Consider the following 26,063-nt stretch of genomic DNA (forward strand, 5'->3'; position numbering starts at 1 on the left):
CGATCAGCCGTCCCGGGTGGGCGGTGCCGGCTGATTGACCACCAGCCAGTACATGCCCAGCACGTTGGCCGCGGAGACGAACTCCTCGAACACGACCGGCTTGCGCACGAAGCTGTTGGCGCCGAGCCGGTAGCTCTCCACGATGTCGCAGTCCTCGCTCGAGGTGGTGAGCACGACCACCGGCAGCAACCGGGTGCGTGCCTCCCCGCGAATGGTGCGCAGCACCTCCATGCCGTCGACCTTCGGCAGCTTGATGTCGAGCAGGATCAGCGCCGGCCGCAGCGGCGGCCCGCCGTCGGACGAGAACAACAGCCGCAGCGCCTGCTCGCCGTCGCGGGCCACGACGATGTCGTTGCGGATGTGGTTCCTGGCGAAGGCCCGCAGGGTGAACAGCACGTCGTCGGGGTTGTCCTCCACCAGCAGGATCGGGCCGCCGGTCATCGGATCACCCAGCCCGCGGGCGCCGGCGAGAGGCTGAACCGGAAGGTGGCACCCGCGCCGGGCTCGCTCTGCGCGCAGATCTGCCCGCCGTGCCGGGTGACGATCCGGTGCACGATGGCCAGCCCGATCCCGGTGCCCTCGAAGTCGGCGGTGGAGTGCAGCCGCTGGAACGGGTCGAAGAGCTTGTGCGCGTACCGCATGTCGAAGCCGGCGCCGTTGTCCCGCACCGCGAAGACATCGACGCCGTCGTGCTGGTGCCGGGACAGCGAGATCTCCGCGCGCTCCCGGTGCACGGTGAACTTCCAGGCGTTGCCCAGCAGGTTCTGCAGCACGAGCCGGATCAGGTGCGGGTCGCCCTGCACGGCCAGGCCGTCGGGGATGACGAGGTCGAGGACGCGGTCCCGGTCGGTGGCCCGCAGCTCCGTCGCCACCTCCTGGGCCAGGGCGGTGATATCGGTGGGTGCGCGGTGCAGTTCCCGGCGGGTGGCCCTGGACAGGTCGAGCAGGTCGTCGATCATCTGCGCCATGCGGGCCACGTTGGTCTGGATCCGGCCCAGATGCTGGCGTGCCTCCTCCGCCAGGGCGTCGCCGTAGTCCTCGAGCAGGATCTGGCTGAAACCCTCCACCGAACGCAGCGGCGCCCGCAGGTCGTGGGAGACCGAGTAGGCGAAGGCGTCGAGCTCCTGCGTCGAGGCCTCCAGCTCCGCCGTACGCTCCCGGACCCGCATCTCCAGTTCCTCGTTGAGCCGGCGCACCTGCTCCTCGGCCTGTTTCCGCTCCGTGATGTCGGTGGAGATGCCGCAGACCGCGTACGACCGGCCGGACGCGTCGGTGAGCGGAAACTTCACCGTGACGTAGGTGCGCAGCCCGTCGTCGCTGGGGGCCTGCTCCTCCATCTGCACCGGGAACCCGCGCGCGAACGCCCGCAGGTCGTTGGCACGGAACTCGTCGGCGATGGCCTCCGGGAACAGGTCGTGGTCGGTCATCCCGACGATGTCCTCGCGCCGCAGCTTGAACAACCGCTCGTACTCCCGGTTGACCAGCAGATACCTGCCGTCGGCGTCACGCATGTAGATGACGGCCGAGGTGTGGTCGATGAGCGCCATCAGATGCTCGTGCTCCACCCTCATCGGCGCCGCGGGACCCGACGCGGGGCGTTGAGTGCCGACAGTGCTTGGACGCTCCACCGCCTACCCCCGAGTAGTGGCGGGTGGCACCGTCATCGCCTGGCCACCTCCGCGGGCCGCCAGCGACACCGCGACCGACGCTGCCGTTTCAGATGGTGACCGTACCCCGGCATCGGGGGTGTTTGTGACGGTTTCGCCGGTCAGCACCGGCCGGAGCGGCGCGAGCACGTGCTCGCGGCGGGCCCGGGTCAGCCGTTCCAGGAACGTCTCGGTCATGCCCGTGGTGCCCGACCGGTTGGACACCAGCGGCTGGTCACCCAGGCCCGCCTCGTCGCGCCGCCGCTGCGGCTTGAACAGGAACTTCTTGCTCAGCATCAGGTGCGCGCCGGCCACCCGGGCGTGTTCGTTCAGCAGCCCGTACCAGTCGGCGAGCGCGGGATGGCGCCCGACGAGCCGGCGCAGCCCGGCGAGGTCCAGGTCCGCCAGCGCGGCGGCGTCGACGTTCAGCGCCGCCAGCAGCCGCTGCGGGAGCGTCGGCTGGGCCATCAGCGCCTCGATCGCGGCGCGTTCGCCGGCCAGCAGCGCGGGGAACAGCCGGCGGACGTGCCCGGCGTAGCCGGCCATCCCGATGCCGAGCAGGAAGTCACGCTTGAGCGCCTCCGGATCGAGCGCGCCGCTGGGCGGGATGTCGTCCGGCAGCCAATGGACGGCGAACTGGCGGAACACATCCATGAAGTGCTCGGCCGGCATGCTCCGCTCCGGCGGCAGCGCCGCGAAGTCCAGGAAGAGCTGCCGCAGCGCCTGCAGCAGCGCCGTGGCCAGCCGCACCCGCAGGACGGCGTCGGCGGCGTCGAGCCTCGTGCCGGCGCAGGTCAGCGGTTCCAGCAGGTCGTTCACCGCGGTTTCGAGCGCCTCGCCCCGCTTGACCAGCAGGAAGAACCGCTCCTCCGCGCGGCTGCCGGTGTAGCTGCGGATCCGGCCGTCGTCGAATTCACCGGGCAGGCTCGCGAGCAACTCGCCGTCGAGGCGGACCTGCACGGTTCCCACGTTCCAGCGCACCAGCGACGCGTAGCTGTCGCGATGGCAGTGGCCGGTGCCGGTCCGGTCGGCCAGGGCGGCGAAGTACGCCTGGAACGGCACCGCGCTCTCGCCGACCACCAGCCCGGCGAACGCCCGCTGCGGGTCCTCCTTGCCGCCCGGTACGCGTTCCTGGAAGTGCCGGGCGACCGAGGCGCCGGCGAAGCCGAGGTTCACGAGCAGTTGCCGGGCCTGCGGGCGGTCCAGTCGCTCGGGACCGGGCAGCATGGGCAGCACGTCGAGGCACATCGCCTCGGTCAGCGCGACGGGTGACAGGTCGTCGGCCAGGATCGCCCGGTTCTGGCGCGGAAGCTCCTCCAGGGTCCACTTGCTCACCTGTGTCAACTCCACCATCACCACCCCCTCCGGAGGCCTCGTTCAGGTTGTCGGGCGTGGCGCCGACGACCTGAGCGAACCCTGGCCGGATTGCCGCCCCCGCGAATGTTTGCCGAAAAGCAAACACCCTGAGTAAAGGTCGAGTTACCCTCCGTGAACGGCGCCAACCGCGATCGGGACGGCCGGATCTCCCCGGCCGCCCCGATCCCGCCTCCATGGCCGTGACGCTGCACGGACCGTCGCCCGGCCGCGTGGAATGCCGCGGGCGTGGACAGCGGCCGGGCGGTGAGATGGCTCTGCCGTGGGCGGTCGACCCGCGCTCAGGGGTCCGCTTCAGAAGGCCACTGACAGTTTCCCCATCGCCGCCTCCGCCAGGACGAGCTGATCGTAGGCGCCCACGAGGCCGAGCACCCGCTTCGGCGTCGGCAGCTCCTCCCGGCAGGCGGCCCGGAGCAACTGCTCGACCAGGGCGGCGTGCCATTGCCAGCGTTGCTCCTCCGCCATCAGCGGGAGCAGGGCCGGGCGCTGCTCGACGACCCATCGCAGGGCGGCGACCGCGGCGGGGTTGCGCGGGTCGTCCGGGATGGCCTCGAACCGGCTGAGCAGGCCCAGCGTCGTCCGCCACGCCGGCCAGCGGTCCCAGAAATGGCCCTCCGCGAGCGGATCCAGGCACCGCATGACGATGTCCGTGGTGAAGCGGGCGACGTCCATGGCCCAGTGCTGGGACCGGTGCGAGGCCAGGTCGACGACGCAGGGCTGGGGATGCTGCTCCTGGAGCACCAGGACGTTGCCGCCGTGCAGGTCGGCATGCTGCGCGACCGTCCGCAACCGGCCCGGGCAGCGGTCCGGCTCGACCCCGAGGATTCGGCCGTAGCGCACGAAGGCCCCGATGGCCTGCACGATCTCGCCGGGGTTGTCGACCCGTGCGGCGCGAGTCTCGCTCAGCAGCGGCCGCAGCTGTGCTACAGCTTGCCGGACGCGGTTTCTGCGGAATGCCGGGAGGAAGAAGGCATCGATCGCCCGCTCCGCGGCGAGAGTGGATCTCCCGTACGGGCGAGCGAGCCCGTGACCCAGGAAGAGCGCACTGAGCACGCCCGGAACCTGGCCGGCCGACCGCGGATCACACAGCCAGGACCGCAGCGTCACCGCGTCCGCCGCGAAGGCCATGGCGATCGCGTGCCACCCCGCGTGCGACACGGGATGCCGGGAGAGATAGCCGATGATCAGATTGCTGCCGTAGGCGCCGCCGACATGCCGCGCGTTCGCCAGTTCGCGCTTGAGGATCTTGCGTTTGTCGGACAGCTTCAGCAGCCAGGTTCGCTGGAGGCCGTTGGCCATCGTGAGATCGGCCCGCAGGACGTGGGCCCCCGAGGCGCCGGGGGCGACGTATCCGAGCTTCGCCCGCTCGACCCGATGCTCGGCGAGATCGGCCGCCAGATCGACGATGAGCAGGCAGAGATTGGGCCTGCCGACGTCGTCGATGACGGTCAGCACCCCGGGCTCATCGCTCTCCTCCAGGTCGAGGGCGAGGGGGATGAGTTCCCGGCGGCTGAGCTCGTCGTGGATGACCTTGGCGAGCCGCTTGATCCCGGCCGTTCTGGGCGCGAGCTCCGACCACCGCAGCACCTTGTCGGCGCCGGCGCCCTTCGCCCGCCGTTCCAGATCGTCGTCACCGGCGGACTGCAGGAGGGCGATCACCAGCGCGGGGTGCTGACTGTCCGCCAGCCGTTCGCGACTGCGAATCGTTGCGATGATCTCCAGCCCGCGCGGTTCCAGTCTGTCCTCGCGCCCGGGCGAGGGGTAGAGCAGGTTGACGATGACGACCTTGTAGGCGGACGCCGTCTCGACGAGCCGGGCGGTCTCGGCGATCTCCTCGCTCCTGACGACCTGGGCTGTGCACCGCTGGGACTCGAGGGCTTGCCGCAAGGGAGTGGTCAGCAGCAGCCACTGCGCACGGCCGTCCGCGAGCAGCACCGGCACATGCCTGTTCACGGCGGCGCCGTTCACGTCGTCCCGCCGTCCGCGCCGTGCGGCTCCCAGCGGACCAGGGTCAAGGTGATCACGAGTTCCCCGGTCGTGGCCTCCGCGTACTGCAGCGCTCCGTCGAAACTCGACAGCAGACGGCCGGCCCGGTCGATCGCCGCCGTCTTCGACACCGCGTCCGGCATCCGGGGAAGCCGGAATCGGATCCGCACCTCGCCGGCGCCCGTCCCGACATCGATCGCGACGTTCGCGCTCTGCCGCGGCTGAGGGCCGGAGCCTTCCACGGCGGCTTCGAGAATGTGGTGCGTCACCTCCCGCAGCAGGTCACGGTGGCAGAAGACGTCGACGTCGAGTTGGTCGCCGCCGTTGCTGAGCCGCCCGTCCAGTCGCACGTCGCCCGGGTGCTCCGCGACGCAGGCGTCCAGGACGGTGCCGAGATTGCTGGGGCACGGGTCGACCAGCCTGGCGAGCATGGCCTCCGGTGCCGCCCGGGTGCCGGGCGCGATCACCATGTCGTACCAGCGGGTGATCCGTACGTTCAGCTCTCGCCAGGCGTTCCGGAAGACGGCGCTGTTCGCCTTCTCACCGCGCAACTGACGGATGAGCGCCTCGATCTCGCGAAGTCCGTCCGCCACCCCCGCCGGATCGACGGGCTGGCCGGCCAGGAAGCGCTGAGCGAACGGGCCGGCCAGGAAATCTTGCAGCTGGGGCAGCGCGGGCAGGATGCGGATGCTGACGAAGGAGCTGATCTGCTGCCACAACCGTCGCGTGGTGTCCCAGGTGAACTCGTCGAGCACCTCCGGCCCGGCCGGTGGTGAGTCGAGCAGGACCAGCAGGTTGATCGCGGCGGTCTCCGCCTTCGGATGCCGGTAGAGCTCCGCGACGTAACACTCCCGGAGGAAGGCCCAGGAGTCCATCGGGTTCCGCGGGTCGGACGCGACCTCGGCCCGTTCGAGCAGCCGCTCCAGCAGGCTGCGCATCTCCTTTCCGTCCTCCGGCGGCGGATATTCCCCGGCGTCGATGGCGACGCACCGGCGGACCGTCTGCCGAAGCGTCCGCCTGTCCTCTTCGGAATGCCGCAGCGTGGTGCTGAGTGCGTTCCAGAGCTCGTAGAGCAGCTGCCGCAACAGGACCGGGTTGCCGAGCGCGGAACGCCATATCTCGGGGAGGTCGCGGACGAGGTCCTCCGGCCCGGCGACGGCCAGGACGACGATGGCCTGCAGGCGCAGCCGGTCGTGGAACCGCTCGTCCTCCACCGCGACTTCCCGGGCGATCCGGGACACCTGCTTCAGGCATTGGCTCAGGCTGAGCGGCAACTGCGCCAGCCATCGGCGTTCCGCGGCCAGCAGCCGGATCAGCGCCGCCGCGCCCCTGTTGTCGCCGGCCGCCCGGAGGTGGGTGAGATCGTCCGCGAGCTTGTCCGCCCGGCTGGTGTCCCGCCGGGCGTCCCGGAGCCGGCCCCGGAGCTGGATGAACGCGAAAGCATCCTCGGTGCCGATGGGCGAGCCGAAGGCGTCGAGGCCGCTGAGGATCACCGCCGTGCGGTCGCGGGCGACCAGCACGTCGACGAGCGCATCGGCGTGCGAGGCGACCTCGTGCGGCAGGTTGAGGCTGCGCCGCGTCGCCCGAAGCTCCGTGATGAGCTCGCAGAGGGTGCAGTCGCCGGAAAGCATCGGCGTGATGCTGAGCGAGGTGATGAACCGGATCTCGGCCGGCACCGGTTCCGCGCGCGCCGGGTCGCCGACGGCCCGCATCATCGTCAGCGCCCGCTCCTCGTGCGGGCTCATCTGACTGAGCAGCACCAGCACGATGATGCGCCGGGCGCCGCCCTCGGCCGCGAGCCGCATCATCTGGAGCAGGGTCGTCGCGCCGAACGACCCCCAGTCGATAAGGATGACGTCACCGCCGGCGGGAGGCCTGCTCAGACGCTCCGGGAAGGCGTACGTCTGCCCGGCCACGGCCCGGGGGATCTCCTCGGGCCGGATCAGCGAACCCGCCCCGAAGTGCCCGTTCAGCCGGTCGGCGACCAGCCCGGCCAGCTTGGCCGCGTAGTCGCGGGGCGAGTCCACATGGAATATCCGGAGCACCTCCGGCGTCGCGACGGGATCGGCGGACCCGGCCCAGCGGACGATGGTGTCCAGCATCTCGGCGGAGATCTCGTCGCGGAACTGGCTCTTCGTGTCCGCGAGGGCGGCTGCGCTGAAGTAGGCGCTGAAGTGCCGCTCCAGTGGCCGGGCGACGTGCCCCAGACCCACGATGTCCGGAAGGTGGACGCACTCGCCGAGAAAGCTGTCCTCGGTCCACCGGTAGCGCCGCGCGGGGGCCGCCGGCTCGGCGACCTGGGTCCGGAACACCGGGTCGATGTCGATGATGTCGGTGGGATCGTCCAGCGTGATCTCGCGGGGCGTGAACCCGGTCAGGGCGATGACCTGGATCTCGACACCGCGGACGACGATCGGCCCGCGCTCCCGGCGGGCATCGATGATCGTCACCACCGCGACCGGCAGGGCGTCCGAGTCGATCAGCTGCCGCATGACCTTGATGGTCCGGTTGGTCGACAGGACGACGTCGCAGCAGAGGATGCACGGGGTGCCCCGGTCCAGCGGTATCGCGAGCCGCAACGCCGGGTGGTCGTCGGGAAGTTCGTACACCGGGTCGCGCAGGGGGAGATAATCCGCGACGAGCGTGGCGACATCGCGGATCAGCGGCCCGATCTGGACGACCCGCGTGTTGAGCGGCAGCGGCCGGGGCAGGGTCCGCGCGAGGTGGTGAGCGAGCAGGAAGGCGGAGACGCCGGTGCCGACGGTTCGCTCGACCAGTTCGTCCGACTGGAACCAGCGATCGGTCAGGTTGAGGCTCGGCGTGCGGAACACCCCGGTCTGAACGATGTCCTCGCCGTTGTCCAGGGCGTCGCGCAGCCGGCCGGCGGCCTTCTCCTCCAGTTGCGAGATGACGGCGGCCGGGTGCAGGACCAGCCGGGCGGAGCCCTCATCGATCCGGACCAGATGCGGATAGTCGGCCGCCAGCGCGACGAACTCCGCGTCCTGGTCCGGCGGGTCGGCCTCGTGCTCGGCCCGGTGCAGCAGTTCCAGATGCCGGGGCGAGGCGCCGCACCAGATCGTGCGGCGCAGCCCGTCGATCAACAGGAAGGGTGAGCTCGGCGCGGCGCCCTCCGGCGGATGGGCGATGGCGTCGACGGCCGCGTCGACGGTGACGGGATCGGCTCCCGTGACCAGCACCGCGACCGTGTTGTGGCGGGCCAGGGACGCCGCCCGGGAGAGGACGGCGACCAGACTCTCGTGGGTCATGTGCTGGGTGCGGCCGCCGTCGATGCTGAGCAGCAGACCCGCGTTCGGGTCGGGTGCCGCCTGCCCCTCGAGCGAGCCGGAGACCGAGGTCGGATGCAGCCGGATCCAGCTGAGTGGCACGTGTTCCCGTCCCGCGGTGGTCGCGGGCACCACCGGCGTGATCTCGGCATCCGGCCAGACGATGCTGGCCTCGACCAGCGTGCCGGGCGCCGACCAGCTCGATTCGCCGTACAGCGGCGTGGTGACCTCTCCGGTGAAGGCGTATCCGGCGAGCGCGTCCCTGGTGTGGATGATGAGCGAGCCGCCGTAGCGGCGGACCACCTCGCGGACCCGCCACAGCCCTCGGGTGCCCCGGATCTCCTCCCGCGAGCCGGCGCTGGTGGAGCGCCGGTCAAGGGACCAGAGCGCGACGCTCTGCGGGCCCGACCAGCTTCCGCTGCCCCTTGCCGGCAGCCGATCGGCGTCTTCCGGCGTGGCGTGCGGCTGCAGGGTCTGTACCAGACCACGTCCCGAATCCCCCACGAGCAGTTGCAGGCCTCCGGGCGGTGTCGCGGGGACAGCACGCTCGACTCCCACGATCTCGCCGCGCAGGCGAAGCAGCGCCCGGCGCAGACTCTCGTCCACGACGAGCGCGCCGACGAGCGCGTGCGGCGGCGCACCGGTGCCGGCGGAGGCGTGCATCGCGACGTTCTCGACCAGTTCGAAGACGATGCTGTTGGCGAGCCGCTGGGCGTCCCGCTCCTTCAGACCGGTCACGCACAGCCCGCGGATGACATTGACGATCTCGTCGGAGCGGAAGAGATCCTCGCCCTTCTTGGCCGGGATCCACCGGAACGGCAGCACCCGCCGCTTGACATGATGGCGGCGGATGTCGGTCTCCGGCTTCTCCCACGTGGGCTCCCAGAGCTCCGTCTCGACCGGGTCCATCGCGTCGGCGTCACCGGCCGGGCCGGCACCGCTCAAGGTGGGAGTGACCTGGGCCCACGCGAGGTGGGGCAGCCGGATCGCGGCGGTGAAGCCGGTTGCCCGCAGGAAACGCAGGCAATGGAGGCGACGCTGGTGCAGCCTGGCCTCGGCGACGCGGTCGATGTCGTCCGGGACGGGTGATGTGCGCGGCAGTTCGACGTGGACCGGCCGCCGGTCGCGGGCCGCGGCCTCCGTCAGCAGGAGGATCTGGGCGAGAGCCGTGAACTCCGCGAACTGGATCTGCGAGAGATCGATCCGAAGTGCCGGGAGACCGCCGGTTACGGAGACCGCGCTCTGGCCGTCGGACTCCAGCTCGCCGGAGGCGCGGAGGGCCAGTTGAAGTGTCTGTGCCGACAGGACGCTTGGCAGCCGCAGTATCAAACGGGCCTCCCCACAGCCATGCTGTGCTCTGGGTCACAGCCTAGCCTCCTGCGGGTGACCCCGATTGCCGGAATCGGTCCGTTCTGTGGTCGAGACCTCTGTCCACATGGGTGACTCCGCGGCCGCGGTCAGTCGCCGTTCAGGTCGCGGCGGATCGCGAAGATCGCGCCGACGATCGCCGCCAGCACCCAGCCCAGCAGGATCAGCAGCTTCCGCGGGTCGCCCGAGGCCGCGTCCAGGTACGCCGAGAACGGCAGCGGTTCCTGCATCTTGCCGTACATGGCCTCCACGAACAGGATCCAGGTCGCGAAGCCCACGAACAGGAACGTGGCGCTGCGCGCGATGGCCGCGCCGGCCGCGCCGAGCAGCGCCATGAGCGGGGCGACCACCACCGTGATCAGATACCGCTCGTGGTTGCCCTGGATGAGCACGAGCAGACCGCTCACCACGGTGAATCCGAGGCTCACGAGCACGGTGGTGACGAGCTGCCCGAGCAGCACCCGCAGCCGCCGCGGCCGGGCGAGGTAGAGCAGCACGGCCGTCCGGTGCTGGTAGTGCTGGGCGATGCCGGTGGCCCCGAACCCGAACGCGCCCACGCCGGCCAGCAGTGCCCAGAAGTCGGCTCCGATCATGCTGAGCAGGATGCCGAGGGCGGTGAAGATCGCGAGCGACATCGCGCTGGACCGGACGGTCGACAGGCGATACAGCTCGCTGCGCACCACGGCGATCACGCGGCGGCCTCCTCGACCGCCGCCGGGGCCGGGGCCGGGACGCTCGCCGGGGCGTTCACCAGGCCGAGGAAGATCTGTTCGAGGTTCGGGGCGTCCGTGGTCAGTTCGTAGAGCGGCACCTGGGCGTCGAAGGCGAGCTCGCCCGCCTCCTCCGGGGTCAGGCCGGTCACCTCGAGGGCCGACCCGTCGGTGTCGACCTGCGCGCCGGCCTCCTCGAACACCTGCCACAACAGCTGCGGATCGCGGCCGCGGATCCGCAGCCGCGACGCCGCCGAGCCGTACAGCTCGTCCAGCGGCGCCGCGTAGCGCACGGTGCCCTCCGAGATGATGACGACGTCGTCGATGAGCTGGGCCAGCTCCGCCAGCAGGTGGCTGGAGATCAGCACCGTGCCGCCGCCGCGGGCGTGCTCGCGGAGCAGCTCGCGGAGCCAGGCGATGCCCTCGGGGTCCAGCCCGTTGGCCGGCTCGTCCAGGATCAGCACCGACGGGTCGCCCAGCAGGGCGGTCGCCACCGCGAGCCGCTGCCGCATGCCGAGCGAGTAGTCACCGCAGCGCTGCTCCGCGGCGTCCCCGAGCCCCACCTGCTCCAGCAGCGGGTCGACCCGGGCCCGGTCGGCGCCGGAGAGCAGCGCCTGCGTCGTCAGGTGCGCCCGGCCGCTCTGGCCCGGATGGCTGATGCCCTGCTCCAGCACGGCACCGACCTGCCGGGCCGGATGGCGCAGCTCCTGGAACCGCACCTTGTTGATCAGCGCGGCGCCGGACGTCGGCCGGGTCAGGCCGAGCAGCATCCGCAGCGTCGTGGTCTTGCCGGAGCCGTTGAGGCCGAGAAATCCGGTCACCCGACCGGGCGCGGCGGAGAACGTCACGCCGTCGACGGCGCGCACCCGGCCATAGGACTTGGTCAGTTCGCTCAGCTCGATCATCGCGGGCCATCATGGCAGGCGCTGTCACCCCGCGGCGCCCACCGCCCGGCCGGGCCGACGCGACGTCCGAATCCCGCCAGACCGGCGGCCGGTCGCCGCCGCACGATGGCGGTATGACCACCACCACGACCGGATACCGGATCGCCGCCCTGCCCGCTCCCCTGCCCGCCGAGGTCCGCGCCACCGCGGAACGTCACCTCGCGCGCGGCGGCGAACCCCTGCGCTGCTGCCTGCGCGACGCCCGCGCATGCGAGGCGATCCTGCTGTTCAACTACGAGCCGCCCCTGCCCGACAGCCCGTACCGCGAACTCGGCGCCGTGTTCGCGCACGCCGACCCCTGCGGCGGGCCGCCGGACGGGCTGCGCTACCCCGCCGACTGGTACGGCCGCCCGCAGGTGCTCCGCGCGTACGACAGCGACGGCCGGATCCACCCGGCCAGCCGGCTGCAGGACGGCAGCGACCCGGAAGCGGCGATAGCCGCCGTGCTGGCCGAGCCCGGCGTCGTGCTGATCCACAGCCGGAACGTCGTCTACGGCTGCTACATGTTCGCGATCCACCGCCGCTGACACCCGCAACCGTCCCGCAACCAGAAGCGTCCCCGGCTGCACCCGGCCCGGCGAATTCTCTTCTCAGCGAGGCCACCACCGCACCAGAGGAGCTCCCGGAATGCGCCTTCGAATCGGTTCCACCATCGCCGTCGTCGCCGCCGTCATCGGCCTCGCGGGCAGCGTCGCCGGCCCGATCTACTCGGCGTTCGGCGCCTAGCGGGTCGGCAGCAACTCCACAGCAGGGTCCCTTTCCGTGGCCGGGCGCGCCGTGCGCCCGGCCACGGTGCTGGGAAAGCCGGGACGGATAGGCTGGGCCCATCATGACGCTCACCGAACGCCTGCCCGGCACCGCCGAACCCGACGCCGTCTTCGACGCCTTCCAGACCTGGGTGGGCGAGCAGGGCCTGGCGCTCTACACCCATCAGGAGGAGGCGCTCATCGAGATCGCCACCGGGGCGAACGTCATCCTGAACACCCCGACGGGCTCGGGCAAGAGCCTGGTGGCCACCGGCGCGCACTTCGTCGCCCTGGCCGACAAGCGCACCACCTTCTACACCGCGCCGATCAAGGCGCTGGTCAGCGAGAAGTTCTTCGCCCTCTGCAAGATCTTCGGCGCGCAGCACGTCGGCATGCTCACCGGCGACGCGAACGTCAACGCGGACGCGCCGATCATCTGCTGCACCGCGGAGATCCTGGCCAACCTGGCGCTGCGCGAGGGCGCCGAGGCCGACGTCGGCCAGGTCGTCATGGACGAGTTCCACTTCTACGCCGAGCCGGACCGGGGCTGGGCCTGGCAGGTGCCGCTGATCGAGCTGCCACAGGCGCAGTTCATCCTGATGTCGGCCACGCTGGGCGATACCACCCGCTTCGTCGATGACCTGAGCCGGCGCACCGGCCGGCCCACGGCCGTGGTCAGCAACACCGAGCGGCCGGTCCCGCTGCTCTTCTCGTACGCGATGACGCCGCTGCACGAGACGATCGAGGAGCTGCTCGCCACCCGGCAGGCGCCGGTCTACATCGTGCACTTCACCCAGGCCTCCGCCCTGGAGCGCGCCCAGGCGCTGATGAGCATCAACATGTGCAGCCGCGAGGAGAAGGACGCGATCGCCGCGGCCATCGGCAGCTTCCGCTTCACCGCCGGCTTCGGCCGCACCCTGAGCCGGCTGGTCCGGCACGGCATCGGCGTGCATCACGCCGGCATGCTGCCGAAATACCGGCGGCTGGTGGAGACCCTCGCGCAGGCGGGCCTGCTCAAGGTCATCTGCGGTACGGACACCCTCGGCGTCGGCATCAACGTGCCGATCCGCACCGTGCTGTTCACCGGCCTGTCCAAGTACGACGGGGTCCGGACCCGGCTGCTCAAGGCCCGCGAGTTCCACCAGATCGCCGGGCGGGCCGGGCGGGCCGGCTACGACACCCTCGGCACGGTCATCGTGCAGGCCCCCGAGCACGTCATCGACAACGAGCGGATGCTGAAGAAGGCCGGCGACGACCCGAAGAAGCGCCGCAAGGTGGTCCGCAAGAAGCCACCGGAGGGCAGCATCGGCTGGGGCCAGCCCACCTTCGACCGGCTGGTGGCCGCCGACCCGGAGCCGCTGACGTCGTCGTTCCAGGTGTCGCACGCGATGCTGCTCAACGTGCTGGCCCGCGGCGGCGACCCGTTCACCGCGATGCGGCATCTGCTGACCGACAACCACGAGGAGCCGACCGCGCAGCGCCGGCACATCCGCCGGGCCATCGCGATCGCCCGGGCGCTGCTGGCCGGCGGGGTCATCGAGCGGCACGACACCCCGGAGGGGGTCCGCTACCGGCTCCCCGACGACCTGCAGCTCGACTTCGCCCTCAACCAGGCGCTGTCGCCGTTCGCCCTGGCCTGCCTGGAGCTGCTCGACCGCGACGCGCCGGAATACCCGCTGGACGTGGTCTCGGTCATCGAGGCGACCCTCGAAGACCCGCGCCAGGTGCTGTCCGCGCAGCTGTTCAAGGCCAAGGGCGAGGCCGTGAACGCGATGAAGTCCGAGGGCATCGAGTACGACCAGCGGATGGAGCTGCTGGAGGAGGTCACCTACCCGAAGCCGCTGCTGCCGCTGCTAGAGGCGGCCTATGAGACCTACCGGCGCGGGCACCCGTGGGTCGCCGACTACGAGATCAAGCCCAAGGCCGTGGTCCGCGACATGTACGAGCGCGCGATGACCTTCACCGAGTACGTCTCGTTCTACGGCCTGTCCCGCTCCGAGGGCCTGGTGCTGCGCTACCTGGCGGACGCGTTCCGGGCGCTGCGCCAGACCGTGCCCGAGGACGCCCGCACCGAGGAGCTGACCGACCTCATCGAATGGCTGGGCGAGCTGGTGCGCCAGGTCGACTCGAGCCTGCTCGACGAGTGGGAGCGGCTGCGCAACCCGGGCGCCGAGATCGTCGAGGTGTCGCCGCTGGACGACAAGCCGCCGGCGGTCACCCGCAACGCCCGCGCCTTCCGGGTGCTGGTCCGCAACGCGATGTTCCGCCGGGTCGAGCTGTTCGCCCTGCGCCGCGCCGAGGACCTGGGCGAGCTGGACGCCGAGTCGGGCTGGAACACCGAGGCCTGGATCGAGGCGCTGGAGGAGTATTACGCCGAGTATCCGCTGGTCGGCACCGGGCCGGCGGCGCGCGGGCCGGCGCTGCTGCACATCGAGGTCACGCCGGCGATGTGGAAGGTGCGCCAGGTCTTCGAGGACCCGGAGGGCGACCACGACTGGGGCATCGAGGCCGAGGTCGACCTGGCGGCCAGCGACGAGCTGGGCGCCGCGGCGATCCGGATCACGGCGGTGGGGCCGCACTGAACTGGCCCGCACTGAACTGGCCCGCACTGAACTGGCCCGCACTGAACTGGCCCGCACTGAGCTGGCCCGCCCTGACCTGGCCCGGGCCGGCCGGGGCCAGCAGCGGCAGCCGTACGGTGAAGGTGGTGCCGTCGCCCGGCTCGCTGGCCACCTCGATGCGGCCGCCGTGGTCTGTCACGATCCGGTGCGCGATGGTCAGGCCCAGGCCGGTGCCGCCGGTGGCGCGCTGCCGGGCCGGGTCGGCGCGCCAGAAGCGGTCGAAGACCCGGGACAGGTCCGCGGGGGTGATGCCCACGCCGGTGTCCCGTACGGTCAGCACAGCCTCGTGGTTCTGTTCGCGCACCCGGACCAGGACGTGGCCACCCGCGTCCGTGTAGCGGATCGCATTCGTCAGCAGGTTGCCCAGGACTTGGCGCAGCCGGTCCGGGTCGGCCCGCACCCAATGCGGCGCCGGCGCGTCCACGGTCAGCGCGATGCCGGCCTCCTTCGCCACCGCCCGGTGTGCCGTCGCGCCCGCACCGACCAGCTCGGCCAGGTCGATGGGCAGCTTGGTGTAGCCCAGGTTGCCGGCCTCCGCGAGCGCGAGCACCTGCAGGTCGTCGAGGATGCGTCGCTGCAGCATCGTCTCCTCGTGCAGCGACGCGAACAGCTCGCGGCTGGGCTGCACCACCCCGTCGGACAGTCCTTCGAGATAGCCACGCAGGTTCGACAGCGGCGTACGCATCTCGTGGGCGACGTCGGCGACCAGCCGGCGCTGCCGCTCCTCGCTCTCCTGGACCGCCTCGGCCATGGCGTTGAACGACGCCGACAGCCGGGCCAGCTCCCCCTTGCCGGCGGCCGGAACCCGCACGTCGAGCCGGCCGTCGGCGAGCTGCCGGGAGGCCTCGGTGAGCCGCCACACCGGGTGGCTGACCCGGCGGGCGATCCAGGCCGTGCCGAGCACCGCCACCATGATCAGGCCCGCCACCCCGAACGCCGCGGGCTGGCCGAGGGCGCTGAAGCCCGGCGCGGGTGGTGCCCCGAGGTGGATCTCCACCCGGCCGACCGCCGTGGTGTCCGCCGCCGCCTCGAAGCTGCCGACCAGGCAGCCGGCCACCACGAAGGTCCGTGTGTCGATGCCGCACTTGACGAGGATGTTCCAGACCTGCTGCTGCCAGGCGGTGTCGCTGAGGATGTCCTCGATGGCGGTCCGCACGCAGCCGGCGTTGTCCGCGAGCTGCTCCCGGCTCAGGTAGGGGGCGGTGTCGCTGGCGAGAGCGTCCGCGCCGTCCGTGCAGTTGATGGCTCTCACCGCCGCCCGGTACTGGGCGAGCTGACGCAGCACGGTAGGGAGCGGCGCGTCGAGGGCCGCATCCGGCGGCTCCGGGCCGAAGAGGTCCCGCGGCAGCTTCGGCCGCTGCAGACCGGCCTTGCCAGCGCGGTGGAACTCCGCCGCGTTCGGGTCGCGTTTCACCGCCGCCGGGTCGGTGGTGCGCTGCCCGTCGGCGGCGAGGAGGATCTCCTCGCTCAGCCGCGGGCGGGCCGCCGCCGTGATGGGCACGGACTGCACCGGGCCCTCCGCCCGGCCCTCGAGGTTGTCCGAGTCGGCGAGCCGCTCCCCGTCCACCGTCGTCACCTGGATGTGCAGGCCGGTGCGCTGCGACAGCTCACGGACGACGACGTCGATGCCACTCCAGCGGCCGTGGGTCACGCCGTAGCGCTGGACGGTGTCGCGGATCTCGGCGCGGTGCCGCTCCGACGCCTGCTGGGCGCGGTTCAGCTCGCGCGAGGTCAGGCTCAGCGTCAGCCAGGCGGTCGCCCCGATCGCGGTCACGGCCACCACCATGACCAGCAGGAAGATGCGCAGCCGGAAGCTCATTGCTCGGCCATCCGGTAGCCGCGGCCGTACACGGTCTGCACGTAGCGCGGCTCGGCCGGATTCGCCTCGATCTTGCGGCGCAGGTTCACCACGTGCGCGTCGACCGTGCGCTCCGAGACCTCCAGCTCGAAACCGAACGTCTTGTCGATGATCTGGCCGCGGGTGAAGACCCGGCCCGGCTCGCGGGCCAGCAGCTCGACGATGCCGAACTCCTTGGCCGTCAGGGCCACCGGGGCTCCACCCACGCGGACCTCGAAGCGGCCCGCGTCGACCTCGAGGTCGCCGACGCGGACGGTCATGGACTGGGCGTCGCTCACGCCGACGCGCCGTAACAACGCCCGGACCCGGGCCGTGAGCTCCCGTGGGCTCACCGGCTTGGCCAGATAGTCGTCGGCACCGATGTCGAGGCCGAGCAGCACGTCGTTCTCCGACGACCGCGCGGTGACCAGCAGAATGGCGATGTTCGACTCGGCGCGCAGGATCCGGCAGACGTCCAGGCCGTCGACCAGCGGCATCATCACGTCCAGGATCACCAGGTCGGGGCGGCGCGCCCGGGCCTGGTCCAGCGCCGCCCGGCCGTCGCCGACGGTGAGCACCTGGTGGCCCTCGCGCTCGAGGTAGAGCCGGATGAGTTGGGCGTGCTTCGGGTCGTCGTCGGCGACCAAGATCCGTGCCGTCACGGGGAGATTCTGTCCCAGCCCGTCAACAGCGCCAAGAAATGTGGGATTCCTGTGAAGATCCGGCCCGGTTCGGGTGCGCGTCCGGTTCTGCGCGACTTCCTCACAAGTCCTTCACAGTCTCGTCCTTACGGTTCCGGCCTCACTTGCCAACCGAAGGAGTGCGCGATGTGTGGTCTGAGCGTCTTCGTGAGCAGCCGCCCCCAGGCCGGCACGCCCGATCCCGGGGCGTGCGCCGCCTTCGCCGCGGCGCTGGAGACGATGCACCACCGCGGGCCCGACGACACCCAGGTCGAGTTCGCCGACGGCCTCATGGTCGGCTTCAAGCGGCTGGCCATCGTGGACGTCGCCGAGAGCCGGCAGCCGGCGCACTACCCGGTCGACGGGCCGCAGGCGGGCCGCTGGACCGTGGTGTTCAACGGCGAGATCTACAACTACCGCGAGCTGCGGGCCGACCTGGTCCGCGAGCACGAGGCCACCTTCGCCACCCACGGCGACTCCGAGGTGCTGGCGGCCGCGTTCCACTACTGGGGCGCCGCGGCGCTGCCCCGGCTGCGGGGGATGTTCGCGTTCGTGGCGTACGACCACTGGACCGGCACCGTGCACGCCGCCCGTGACCCGTTCGGCGTCAAGCCGCTCTACCTCCTGGAGACCTCGGACGGGCTGTTCCTGGCGAGCGAGCGCAAGGCCCTGCTGCCGTTCAGCGGCGACTCGGGGGCGGCGCTGGACACCGACGCGCTGGCGCACTACCTGACCCTGCAGTACGTGCCGGACCCCATGACGCTGCACCGGCACGTGCGGCGGCTGCCGCCGGGACACCGGCTGACCTGGACGCCGGGCGGCGGCCAGCGCCTGCAACGCTACTTCCGGCCCTCGCTGCGGCCGCTGAACGTCCGGCCGGACGTGGCCATCCACGCGATCCGGGACGCCCTGCGCGACAGCGTCCGCAAGCACCTGCACGCCGACGTGCCGGTCGGTGCGTTCCTGTCCAGCGGCGTGGACTCGTCCTCGATCGTCGCGCTGGCCGCCGAGGTGCACCCGGACCTGCACGCCTTCACGGCGGGCTTCGCGCACGAGGGCTACTCCGAGATCGAGGTCGCCCAGGACACGGCCGACCAGCTCGGCGTCCGGCTGACCCCGACCGTGGTCACCGAGGACGACGTGATCCGCGAGCTGCCGCGGATCGTGCAGCTGCTGGACGACCCGGTCGCGGACCCGTCGCTGGTTCCGCTGTACTTCCTGGCGCAGACCGCGTCACGCTACGTGAAGGTGGTGCTCTCCGGCGAGGGTTCCGACGAGCTGTTCGGCGGCTACACGATCTACCGGGAGCCGATGTCGCTGGCCGGCATCGACCGGCTGCCGGCCGGCATGAAGCGGGGACTGCGCAGCCTGTCCAAGGTCATCCCGGAGGGCGTGAAGGGCCACAGCTTCCTGGAGCGGGGCACCACGCCGATCGAGGAGCGCTACTACGGCAACGCGCGAATCTTCTCCCCGGCGGAGAAGGCGGAGCTGATGCGCTTCACCGCCGACCCGCACACCGTGCTGACCAGCAACCTGTACGCCGAGACCGCCGACGTGGACGCCGTCGCGTCGATGCAGTACGTGGACCTGCACACCTGGCTGCCCGGCGACATCCTCGCCAAGGCCGACCGGATGTCGATGGCGCACTCCCTGGAACTGCGGGTGCCGTTCCTGGACCAGGCGGTCTACGCCGCCGCGGCGGGCCTGCCGACCGAGATGAAGCTGCCGGGCGGCAGCCGCACGACCAAGCACGCGCTGCGCGAGGCGATGCGCGGCATCGTGCCGGAGTCGGTGCGCGAGCGCCGCAAGCTGGGCTTCCCCACCCCCACCCGGCTGTGGCTCAAGGGCGGGATCGGCGACTGGGTCGCCGACCTGATGGCCGGCTCGCAGGCCGGGCACCTGCTCGACCTCGGGTACGCCCAGCGCCTGCTGACCGACCACCGGGCCGGGGTGGCGGACAACTCCCGCAAGGTCTGGACGGTGGCGATGTTCTGCCTCTGGCACGCGATCACGGTGGAGCGGTCGCTGAACCCGATGCCGCTGAACCCGATGCCGCTGCGGCCGATGGCACCGCACCCGGCGGCCGCCGCGGCCTGAGCCGCCCCGGGGCCTTTCCGGTCACCGCCGGCGCGCTTGCGCTCCTCAACAAGCGGCCGGGACCGGCTCTCGTCCGGCGTCAGGCTCGGCGGCGGGCTCGGCGGCGGGCTCGGCGGCGGGCTCGGCGGCGGGATGCTGCGGCTCCGTGGCCGGGCGGGCTCCGGTGCGCTCCGCGCCGACGCCGGCGGCGACCACGAAGGCGACGCCGGCCAGCGGCGCCCAACCCGGCACCTGGCCCAGCACCACCAGGCCGATCAGCAGAGCGAACGCCGGTTCGAGACTCATCAGCGTGCCGAAGGCGGCCGTCGTCAGCCGGCGCAGCGCCAGCATCTCCAGGGCGAACGGCACCACCGGCAGCAGGATCGCCAGGCCGAGCCCGGCCAGCAGCAGGTCGCCGGTCATCGTCCCCAGCACCGACGGGCCGGCGACCAGGGTCGCCACCAGCGCGGCGACCGGCATCGACACGGCCAGGCCCTGCAGCCCCGGCACGCCGTCGCCGACCCGCTGGGTGAGCAGGATGTACGCCGCCCAGCAGACCGCCGCGGCCAGCGCGTACGCGACCCCGACGAGGTTGATGCCGCCGTGCCAGGGCTCGGTCAGCAGCACCACGCCGACCGCCGCCAGGGCGGGCCACACCTTGGTGCCCCGCCGCCCGCGCGCGATGGCCACCCCGAGCGGGCCGAGGAACTCCAGCGCGCTGGCGGTGCCCAGCGGCAGCCGGGCCACGGCGCCCATGAACAGGATGGTGATCCCGGCCGTGACCACGCCCAGGGCGACGGTGCTCAGCAGGGCCGACCGGGTGAACGAGCGCAGCCGCGGCCGGACGAGGACCAGCAGGATCACGCCGGCCCAGGACAGCCGCAGCCAGGCCGCGCCCTCGGGGCCGATCCGGTCGAGCAGGCCGACGGAGGCCGCGAGGCCGAGTTGAACGAGGACCATGGCGCCGAGCGCCATCGACGTGCCGGTCCGTGCTGGTGAACGCATCAGCCCAGTACAGCGGCGAAAACTATTAACGTCCACGTGCCGATGGTCGACATACCGTTCGGGTTTGATGAACGATGGCGGCTCGGAGACCTGCCGCCTGCGCTTACCGGTGGAACTGTCCCGGCCGGGGCCGACGCGGGCGGCCGCCGACGAGTCAGACATCACCACCCCGACGGTGTCCGCCGGCCCCGCTCCCGGTCAGCTGACCTTGCGCTTGATCCACTTGAGGCAGGACTTGTCGACCGCGGCGAACGACTTCCCGTACACGGCGCGGGCGGCCTGATCGGGCTTCGCCGCGTGCCGAAGCACCCGGTCGACGAAGGCGAACAGCTTGCGTTCGCCGTACTGGTCGGCCATGCAACTGGTGGCGAAGTGCCCCATGGCGTAGAGCTTGTCGACGGTACGGTCGTCGGCGTCCTTGACGAGGGGGGCCGTGGCGATCGTCCTCGGTGCGTCCCGGCGCCGGAACTCCGCGGCCACGACGTCCCGGTTGCCGGTGTCGGTGGCCGCTCGTGGATAGTCGCCGATGTACTCGGCGATGCCTTCCACCAACCACTGGCTGTCGCCGGTGTCCCGGCGGGTGAGGCCGGCCAGGGTCACCACGTGACCGAGTTCGTGCTGAATCGTCCTGGCCGCCCTCTGCCGGGTCGTCATCACCTTGCCGGTGCGCAACACGACGTCGGAGCCTGCCGAGTTCAGCGTCCGGGCGTAACCGATGGCCCACCTCGACCGCTCCCCGCCGTACCAGGTCCGCCAGGCCCGGTCGTCGGCCAGGTAGATCCGGTAGCGCTGCTGCCGGTTGCCGACGTAGCCGGCGAAGCGGTCGGCGTTGACGGCGGCCTGCTCGGCCGCCGCCAGCACCTTCTTGAGGTGTTTCGCCTGGCTGCGGTGCGCGGCGATGGTGACCCGCGGGCCGCGGGCGAAGACCAGTGCGTCGCCGTCCCAGGGCGCCGGCTGCAGGCGGTTGAAGCTCGACCGGCCCGTCAGCTCGGCCCGGCCGGTGATCAGGTACTTGCCCTTGACCGGCTCGAAGGTGAGCTGGTGGCGGGCCTTCGGCGGCCCCTCGCCGACATCGTCGTGCCAGGTGGGACATGCCACGCCGCTGAAGCAGTAACCCAACGACGCCTTGACGGTCACCAGGTCGGGCTTCTCCGGCACCATGCCGTACGACATCACCTGGGCGTGGAACTCCGCATGGCTCACGTCGAGCCCGCGCAGGTTGCGGTACACGTTCCGGTACCGCGCCACCAGCTCGGGCCGGGCCGGGTCGACCGGGGCGAGCCAGCCCTTCTCGTCGCCCTTGAGCAGGGCCGCCGCCTGCGCGTCCAGCAGCCTGGCGGCCTGCTCGACCGGGGTCGGCGGCAGGGTCGGCGCCACCTGCGGCGCCGCCACCGCGGCGGGCTCGCGGGACGACCAGAACGCCACGACGCCGCCGGCGAGCGCGAGCACGGCGACGATCAGGCCGGCGACGACCACCAGCGCACGGCGGGACCGCGTACGCGGAGTTGCACGATCTTCCACGATCGTGGATCTAAGCAGTGCCGATCGACGAAATCCAAACCTGTCTCGTGTTTCGGCGTCCGCGCCCGTGCCACGCCCACAGTGTTGATCATCCGATGTGGAAACATGGCGCCGGAGAGGTGCGTGATGGTCGCACGGGAAACATTGGAGGACTGTGTGCGTGTACTAGCGCGACGACTGGCGATCTCGATCGCCTCGGTGGCTGTCGCCGTGGCGGGGTTCGCCTCGCCGGCCCAGGCCGCGACGAACCCGTTCACCGCGGCGCAAGCCTGCAACAACGACTTCGGCGGCTCGTGGGCGTACGCCTCGGACGGCCACCGGACGATCTCCGCCGACGACGGCACCAAGGTGGGCGACGTCTACCTGATGTACAACGGCGCGACCGGCTACAACTGTGTCGTCACCCTCAAGGCCGTGGCTGTCGGAACGTCATCCGGCGTCTCCGCCACCCTGACGGTTCAGGGAAGTGGCAGCTACACCCAGTCGGACAACTACAAGTACTACGCCGCGAGACAGCGCTCCGCGGCGGACACCTGCGTCAAGTACTCGGGCGAGGTCCTGTACGGCACGATGTGGGAAGTCGCCGGTAGGAGCACCTGGGGAAACTGCGGCTAAAGGCCGAAAGCTGTGGGTACGCGACCATCGGCGCGTACCCACAGCCAGGCACGGACCTCGCGGTCAGCGCGTCACGCGGATCGAGAACTCGTTGTTCGCGTCGTAGTGCGGCTGCATCGTGACGCCGCCGGTGATGATCGGTGGCAGCACGTACGCGATGTCCTTGCGGGCCACGTCGTCCAGGAGCCGGCCGAGCCGGACCGCGGGTAGCCCCGGCGCGTAGCGCAGCCACAGCTGCCACGTGCCCGCCGGCAGCGCGCCGATCCGTACCGCGAAACCGGAATCGGTGACGGACCCCGGCAGCTCCCGGGTCGCGGTGCTCCGCAGTTCCAGCACCGGGTCGGCGGGCTCGGCGCCGACCACGCGTCCGGAGATCCGCAGGCCGTCCGCGTCGATCAGCACGTTGCCGATCTCGGCGTACACCGACCGGTTCCAGACCCGCAGGCCGAGGCAGCCGTCGCTGAGCCGGTAGGGCAGCTGGACCCGGGTGGCCGTACCGGGAATCAGGGCCCGGGTGTCCAGCCGGCCGGCCCGGACCGCCGCACCGTCCGGGGTGCGCAGCTGCCAGCTGCCCTCCGCCAGGTCGCCGCCCACCGGCACCTTCTCGTCGTCGCGCCACCAGATCAGGTCCGAGCCGTCCGCCAGCACCAGCTCACCGTCCGCGGTGACCACCGCGTCGACGGTCGGGACGGCGCGGTGTTCGGGAGCCGCACGTGCGCCCGGTAGTCCTCGGCGTCACGCGCGGTGATGGTCACGAACGCGTCCAGCTTGCGCAGGTTCGGCGAGGGCGCTGCCGAGATTGAAGGTCGTGGTGATCGTGCCGCCGATACCGAAGCCGTCGTTGAGCAGGAAAAGGACCTTCACGGGTCGGGACTGTAGACCGATCGTGCGACGGCCGTCCATCCGGGTCGATCTCTCAACGGACCCGACGCACGTTGCTGATCTTTTCTAGGCTGGCCGGATGACCGAACGCCGGCTCGACGTGCTGGTGGTGCGCTGGTACGAACGCACAGACCGCTCACCGGACATCGTCGCGCGCTGGCTCGCGGCCGCCCGAGAGCATCTGCCGGAGGCGGTGCCCCGGCGGTACGGCGACACCGAGCCCCCACGGGGCCGCTTCGACCGGGACGGCGAGCCGGGCCTGGCTCGCGCACACGCGCAGGCCGACACTCTGTTCCTGCTGAGCGGCACCCCGCCGGTGCTGCACGCCTCGCTGGCCGCCGCCGGCCGGGGCCGCGGCCCGGTCGGCGCGCATTCGTTGTACGCCGAGGTGGATCCCGCCGACGAGCGGGTACGCCGGTTCGCGCTGGCGCTGACCCACCCCGGCACCGTCTACGTCTCCGCCTCGGTCGCCGGCGGCATGGTGCTCGCCGGCCGCACCCTGTACGGGCCCGCCGAGTCTCCCGAGGAGCCCTATCTCGCCCCGCTGGGCGACTGGCTCGGCCTGCCGCCGTCGCCGCCGGCCTGGTGCTGGTTCGGGCCGGGGTATGCCCGGCTCGTCGGGCGGCAGGTCACCGCCGAGCCGGTCGCGGGCGGGCGATGGTTCACGGGTGGGCCGTGGGTGCCCGAGCCGCTGCGCGCCCGGCTGGAGGCGGTGGATCCGGCTCGGCGCCCGGCTCCGCGCCTTCCTCGCGGGCTACGCCGTTCGGCGCTGCGGTTCTGGTGAGGCGACCCCGTTGTCAGCATCCAGACGCTCCGCGACGAAGCGACCATGCGCATGAGAACGTGAGCAGCGCACGGAACCTATCCACGTCGGCGAATGCGATCGGCAACCTCGGTGGTGGAGGTCAGCGATGTCCGCACGTACCGCACTGGTCACCGCGCTGGTGCTCGCGCTGACGACGGGCATGTCGACCGCGGTGGTGGCCTCGCCGCTCCCGGCCGCGGCCGGGAGCGGCGGCCGGATCGCGGCGGACCCGCCCGCGCACGACCCGACGATCATCAAGCAGGGCCGGTACTACTACAGCATCGGCACCGGCTCCTACCTGCCGGCAAGCCGGTCGACCGATCTGCTGCACTGGGCGCCGCTCGCGCCGGTCTTCGCCGGGCCACCCGCGTGGGTGGTGCGGGAGCTGGGCACCACGCCGGCCAGCTTCTGGGCGCCTGACCTCTCCTTCTTCGACGGCGAATACCACCTGTACTACGCGGCGTCGTCGTTCGGGCGCAACGAATCCGTGATCGGCCTCGCCACCGCCAGGACGCTCGATCCGGACAGCGACGCCTACGGCTGGGTCGACCGCGGAATGGTGCTGCGGTCGCGTTCGGCCGACACCTTCAACGCGATCGATCCAGATGTGGTCTTCGACGCGGGCGGGCGGCCGTGGTTGTCGTTCGGTTCGTTCTGGGACGGCATCAAGATGCGCGGGCTCGACCGGGAGACCGGCATGCCGTCGGGCGATGATCCCCGGCTCTATTCGCTGGCGTCGCGCGGTGGCGCCTCGATCGAGAGTTCGTCGATCGTCCGCCACGGCCGTTACTACTACCTCTTCACGAGCCTGGACTACTGCTGCCGGGGAATCGACAGCGACTATCGGATCGTCGTCGGTCGCGCTACCGGCATCACCGGCCCCTACGTCGACCGCGACGGCGTCGCGCTGTCGACCGGTGGCGGCACCGAACTCCTGCGCGGGTACAACGAGTTCCGTGGCCCGGGAGGCGGTGACGTCTTCAGCGCCGGGCGCCGCGACTGGTACGTCCATCATTACTACGACGCCTCGGACGGGGGCAGGCCGAAACAGTCCGTACGCCCCGTCGCGTGGTCGGACGGCTGGCCCAGCCTCGAGGATCCGCTGTCCGGCAGCACCCGGGTCGGGCGGGGCGGGGCCTACTTCACTGTGGTCAACCGCGCCAGCGGCGGCGCCGTCGACAATCCGACCTGCGGGTACGAGGGTGCCGATGTCCGCATCGGCGTGCCGTCGGCGAGCCCGTGCCAGCAATGGCGCTTGCCGGAGAGCGGCGACGGTTACGCCGCGATCCTCAATCGGCACAGCAACAAGGTCGCCGAGGTCGCCGCCTGCGTCAACACCGACGGTGGTCGGGTCGCGCAATGGGGCTGGCTGAACAACGACTGCCAGAAGTTCCGGCTCGTGCCCACGGACAACGGCTGGTCCCGGATCGAGAACAAGCTGGCCGGCCGGGTGCTGGAAGCGGCCGGCTGTGGCGGCGTCGGTGCCGCCGTGCAGACCTACACCTGGCTGGGTAACACCTGCCAGCAGTTCCGGTTCGCCCCGGTCGGCGACCTCCTCCTCGCGGACAGCTCGGGCCACCGCGTCCTCGACGTCGCCCGGTGCGGTAAAGCACACGCCAGCCGGGTTGTGGTCGCCGGGCACGAGCGGCGCGGCGGTTGCCAACGCTGGCGGTTCACCCACACCGAGGACGGCTATTACCAGGTCGTGAACGAGCGCCACGGCAAGCCCGTCGCGGTCGTCATCGCCTCCGACGGTTCGCCGCGGCTGGCGCTCGGCGCCGCCGGCGAGATCACCGCTGCGGCACAGTGGCGGATCGAGGCGCTCAACGACGGAGGATATCGGCTGGTGAACCGGGACGGCCTGGCGGCCGACCTCGCCGACCCGGCCGGCGCCGGCACACCAGGCGCAAGCGACACCCAACGCTTGTTGCTGCTCACACCCTGACCGGGCGGCACAGTGCCG

General features: G+C 71.5%; 19 protein-coding genes. 6 read left to right on the plus strand and 13 right to left on the minus strand.

Going from position 1 to position 26,063, the window contains the following annotated elements:
• Positions 1 to 3 precede the first annotated feature (3 nt).
• From DMB66_RS16080 to DMB66_RS16110, 7 genes are all read right to left on the minus strand, one after another.
• Complete coding sequence (locus DMB66_RS16080; RefSeq protein ID WP_125804891.1) at positions 4 to 441, minus strand: response regulator; 438 nt, start codon at positions 439 to 441, stop codon at positions 4 to 6.
• A complete protein-coding gene (locus DMB66_RS16085; protein WP_125804892.1) occupies positions 438 to 1,571 on the minus strand; it encodes an ATP-binding protein in 1,134 nt (377 codons plus the stop codon). The genes DMB66_RS16080 and DMB66_RS16085 overlap by 4 nt, the downstream gene beginning before the upstream one ends.
• Before the next feature lie 60 nt (positions 1,572 to 1,631).
• Entirely contained in the window at positions 1,632 to 2,999 is a 1,368-nt protein-coding gene (locus DMB66_RS16090) for a hypothetical protein (RefSeq protein WP_125804893.1), read from the minus strand.
• 315 nt (positions 3,000 to 3,314) lie between these two features.
• The gene (locus tag DMB66_RS16095) at positions 3,315 to 4,973 is read right to left on the minus strand and encodes a phosphotransferase (protein WP_125804894.1); all 1,659 of its coding nucleotides are present in this window, start codon (positions 4,971 to 4,973) and stop codon (positions 3,315 to 3,317) included.
• 11 nt (positions 4,974 to 4,984) lie between these two features.
• Complete coding sequence (locus DMB66_RS16100) at positions 4,985 to 9,619, minus strand: hypothetical protein (protein ID WP_125804895.1); 4,635 nt, start codon at positions 9,617 to 9,619, stop codon at positions 4,985 to 4,987.
• Between the two features lie 128 nt (positions 9,620 to 9,747).
• The gene (locus DMB66_RS16105; protein ID WP_125804896.1) at positions 9,748 to 10,350 is read right to left on the minus strand and encodes a hypothetical protein; all 603 of its coding nucleotides are present in this window, start codon (positions 10,348 to 10,350) and stop codon (positions 9,748 to 9,750) included.
• Entirely contained in the window at positions 10,347 to 11,273 is a 927-nt protein-coding gene (locus DMB66_RS16110) for an ABC transporter ATP-binding protein (protein ID WP_125804897.1), read from the minus strand. The genes DMB66_RS16105 and DMB66_RS16110 overlap by 4 nt, the downstream gene beginning before the upstream one ends.
• A gap of 113 nt (positions 11,274 to 11,386) precedes the next feature.
• Between DMB66_RS16110 and DMB66_RS16115 the strand changes: the two genes are divergently transcribed.
• Together DMB66_RS16115 and DMB66_RS16120 are read left to right on the plus strand one after the other, a co-directional pair.
• The gene (locus DMB66_RS16115; RefSeq protein ID WP_125804898.1) at positions 11,387 to 11,839 is read left to right on the plus strand and encodes a DUF1203 domain-containing protein; all 453 of its coding nucleotides are present in this window, start codon (positions 11,387 to 11,389) and stop codon (positions 11,837 to 11,839) included.
• A 302-nt stretch (positions 11,840 to 12,141) separates the two neighbouring features.
• Entirely contained in the window at positions 12,142 to 14,640 is a 2,499-nt protein-coding gene (locus tag DMB66_RS16120) for an RNA helicase (RefSeq protein ID WP_125804899.1), read from the plus strand.
• Here the strand turns inward: DMB66_RS16120 and DMB66_RS16125 are convergent.
• Positions 14,618 to 16,498 (minus strand): cell wall metabolism sensor histidine kinase WalK, encoded by a 1,881-nt coding sequence (locus DMB66_RS16125; protein ID WP_125804900.1) that lies wholly within the window; start codon positions 16,496 to 16,498, stop codon positions 14,618 to 14,620. The two genes, DMB66_RS16120 and DMB66_RS16125, sit on opposite strands and share 23 nt — an antisense overlap.
• The gene (locus DMB66_RS16130; RefSeq protein WP_125804901.1) at positions 16,495 to 17,178 is read right to left on the minus strand and encodes a response regulator transcription factor; all 684 of its coding nucleotides are present in this window, start codon (positions 17,176 to 17,178) and stop codon (positions 16,495 to 16,497) included. Before DMB66_RS16130 ends, DMB66_RS16125 begins: the two co-directional genes overlap by 4 nt.
• A 165-nt stretch (positions 17,179 to 17,343) precedes the next feature.
• Here DMB66_RS16130 and asnB point away from each other — a divergent pair, with 165 nt between their 5' ends.
• Positions 17,344 to 19,293 carry an asparagine synthase (glutamine-hydrolyzing) gene (asnB, locus tag DMB66_RS16135; protein ID WP_125804902.1) on the plus strand — a complete coding sequence of 650 codons (1,950 nt, stop codon included), beginning with the start codon at positions 17,344 to 17,346 and terminating at the stop codon, positions 19,291 to 19,293.
• Positions 19,294 to 19,338: 45 nt separating this feature from the next.
• Here asnB and DMB66_RS16140 read toward each other — a convergent pair whose 3' ends face one another.
• Together DMB66_RS16140 and DMB66_RS16145 are read right to left on the minus strand one after the other, a co-directional pair.
• On the minus strand, positions 19,339 to 20,277 hold the full coding sequence (locus DMB66_RS16140; protein ID WP_199752396.1) for a DMT family transporter: 939 nt from the start codon (positions 20,275 to 20,277) through the stop codon (positions 19,339 to 19,341).
• A 198-nt stretch (positions 20,278 to 20,475) separates the two neighbouring features.
• Positions 20,476 to 21,798: a hypothetical protein gene (locus tag DMB66_RS16145; protein WP_125804903.1), complete on the minus strand. Its 1,323-nt coding sequence runs from the start codon at positions 21,796 to 21,798 to the stop codon at positions 20,476 to 20,478.
• Between the two features lie 156 nt (positions 21,799 to 21,954).
• Between DMB66_RS16145 and DMB66_RS16150 the strand changes: the two genes are divergently transcribed.
• A complete protein-coding gene (locus DMB66_RS16150) occupies positions 21,955 to 22,413 on the plus strand; it encodes a hypothetical protein (RefSeq protein ID WP_125804904.1) in 459 nt (152 codons plus the stop codon).
• A 63-nt stretch (positions 22,414 to 22,476) separates the two neighbouring features.
• On the opposite strand, the gene DMB66_RS16155 is transcribed toward DMB66_RS16150, so the two are convergent.
• Both DMB66_RS16155 and DMB66_RS65230 read right to left on the minus strand, forming a co-directional pair.
• Positions 22,477 to 23,085: a hypothetical protein gene (locus tag DMB66_RS16155; protein ID WP_125804905.1), complete on the minus strand. Its 609-nt coding sequence runs from the start codon at positions 23,083 to 23,085 to the stop codon at positions 22,477 to 22,479.
• Between the two features lie 63 nt (positions 23,086 to 23,148).
• The gene (locus DMB66_RS65230) at positions 23,149 to 23,277 is read right to left on the minus strand and encodes a hypothetical protein (RefSeq protein WP_255440738.1); all 129 of its coding nucleotides are present in this window, start codon (positions 23,275 to 23,277) and stop codon (positions 23,149 to 23,151) included.
• Between the two features lie 97 nt (positions 23,278 to 23,374).
• Between DMB66_RS65230 and DMB66_RS16160 the strand changes: the two genes are divergently transcribed.
• Both DMB66_RS16160 and DMB66_RS16165 read left to right on the plus strand, forming a co-directional pair.
• The gene (locus DMB66_RS16160) at positions 23,375 to 24,079 is read left to right on the plus strand and encodes a hypothetical protein (RefSeq protein WP_125804906.1); all 705 of its coding nucleotides are present in this window, start codon (positions 23,375 to 23,377) and stop codon (positions 24,077 to 24,079) included.
• A gap of 127 nt (positions 24,080 to 24,206) precedes the next feature.
• On the plus strand, positions 24,207 to 26,045 hold the full coding sequence (locus DMB66_RS16165; RefSeq protein ID WP_125804907.1) for a family 43 glycosylhydrolase: 1,839 nt from the start codon (positions 24,207 to 24,209) through the stop codon (positions 26,043 to 26,045).
• The last annotated feature ends 18 nt before the right edge of the window (positions 26,046 to 26,063 follow it).

Source organism: Actinoplanes sp. ATCC 53533 (assembly GCF_003947245.1).

Coding starts and splice junctions, on each gene's coding strand:
- DMB66_RS16080 (WP_125804891.1), bottom strand. CDS start 441: ATGACCGGCGGCCCGATCCTGCTGGTGGAGGACAACCCCGACGACGTG.
- DMB66_RS16085 (WP_125804892.1), bottom strand. CDS start 1,571: ATGAGGGTGGAGCACGAGCATCTGATGGCGCTCATCGACCACACCTCG.
- DMB66_RS16090 (WP_125804893.1), bottom strand. CDS start 2,999: ATGGTGGAGTTGACACAGGTGAGCAAGTGGACCCTGGAGGAGCTTCCG.
- DMB66_RS16110 (WP_125804897.1), bottom strand. CDS start 11,273: ATGATCGAGCTGAGCGAACTGACCAAGTCCTATGGCCGGGTGCGCGCC.
- DMB66_RS16115 (WP_125804898.1), top strand. CDS start 11,387: ATGACCACCACCACGACCGGATACCGGATCGCCGCCCTGCCCGCTCCC.
- DMB66_RS16120 (WP_125804899.1), top strand. CDS start 12,142: ATGACGCTCACCGAACGCCTGCCCGGCACCGCCGAACCCGACGCCGTC.
- DMB66_RS16125 (WP_125804900.1), bottom strand. CDS start 16,498: ATGAGCTTCCGGCTGCGCATCTTCCTGCTGGTCATGGTGGTGGCCGTG.
- asnB (WP_125804902.1), top strand. CDS start 17,344: ATGTGTGGTCTGAGCGTCTTCGTGAGCAGCCGCCCCCAGGCCGGCACG.
- DMB66_RS16140 (WP_199752396.1), bottom strand. CDS start 20,277: ATGCGTTCACCAGCACGGACCGGCACGTCGATGGCGCTCGGCGCCATG.
- DMB66_RS16160 (WP_125804906.1), top strand. CDS start 23,375: ATGACCGAACGCCGGCTCGACGTGCTGGTGGTGCGCTGGTACGAACGC.
- DMB66_RS16165 (WP_125804907.1), top strand. CDS start 24,207: ATGTCCGCACGTACCGCACTGGTCACCGCGCTGGTGCTCGCGCTGACG.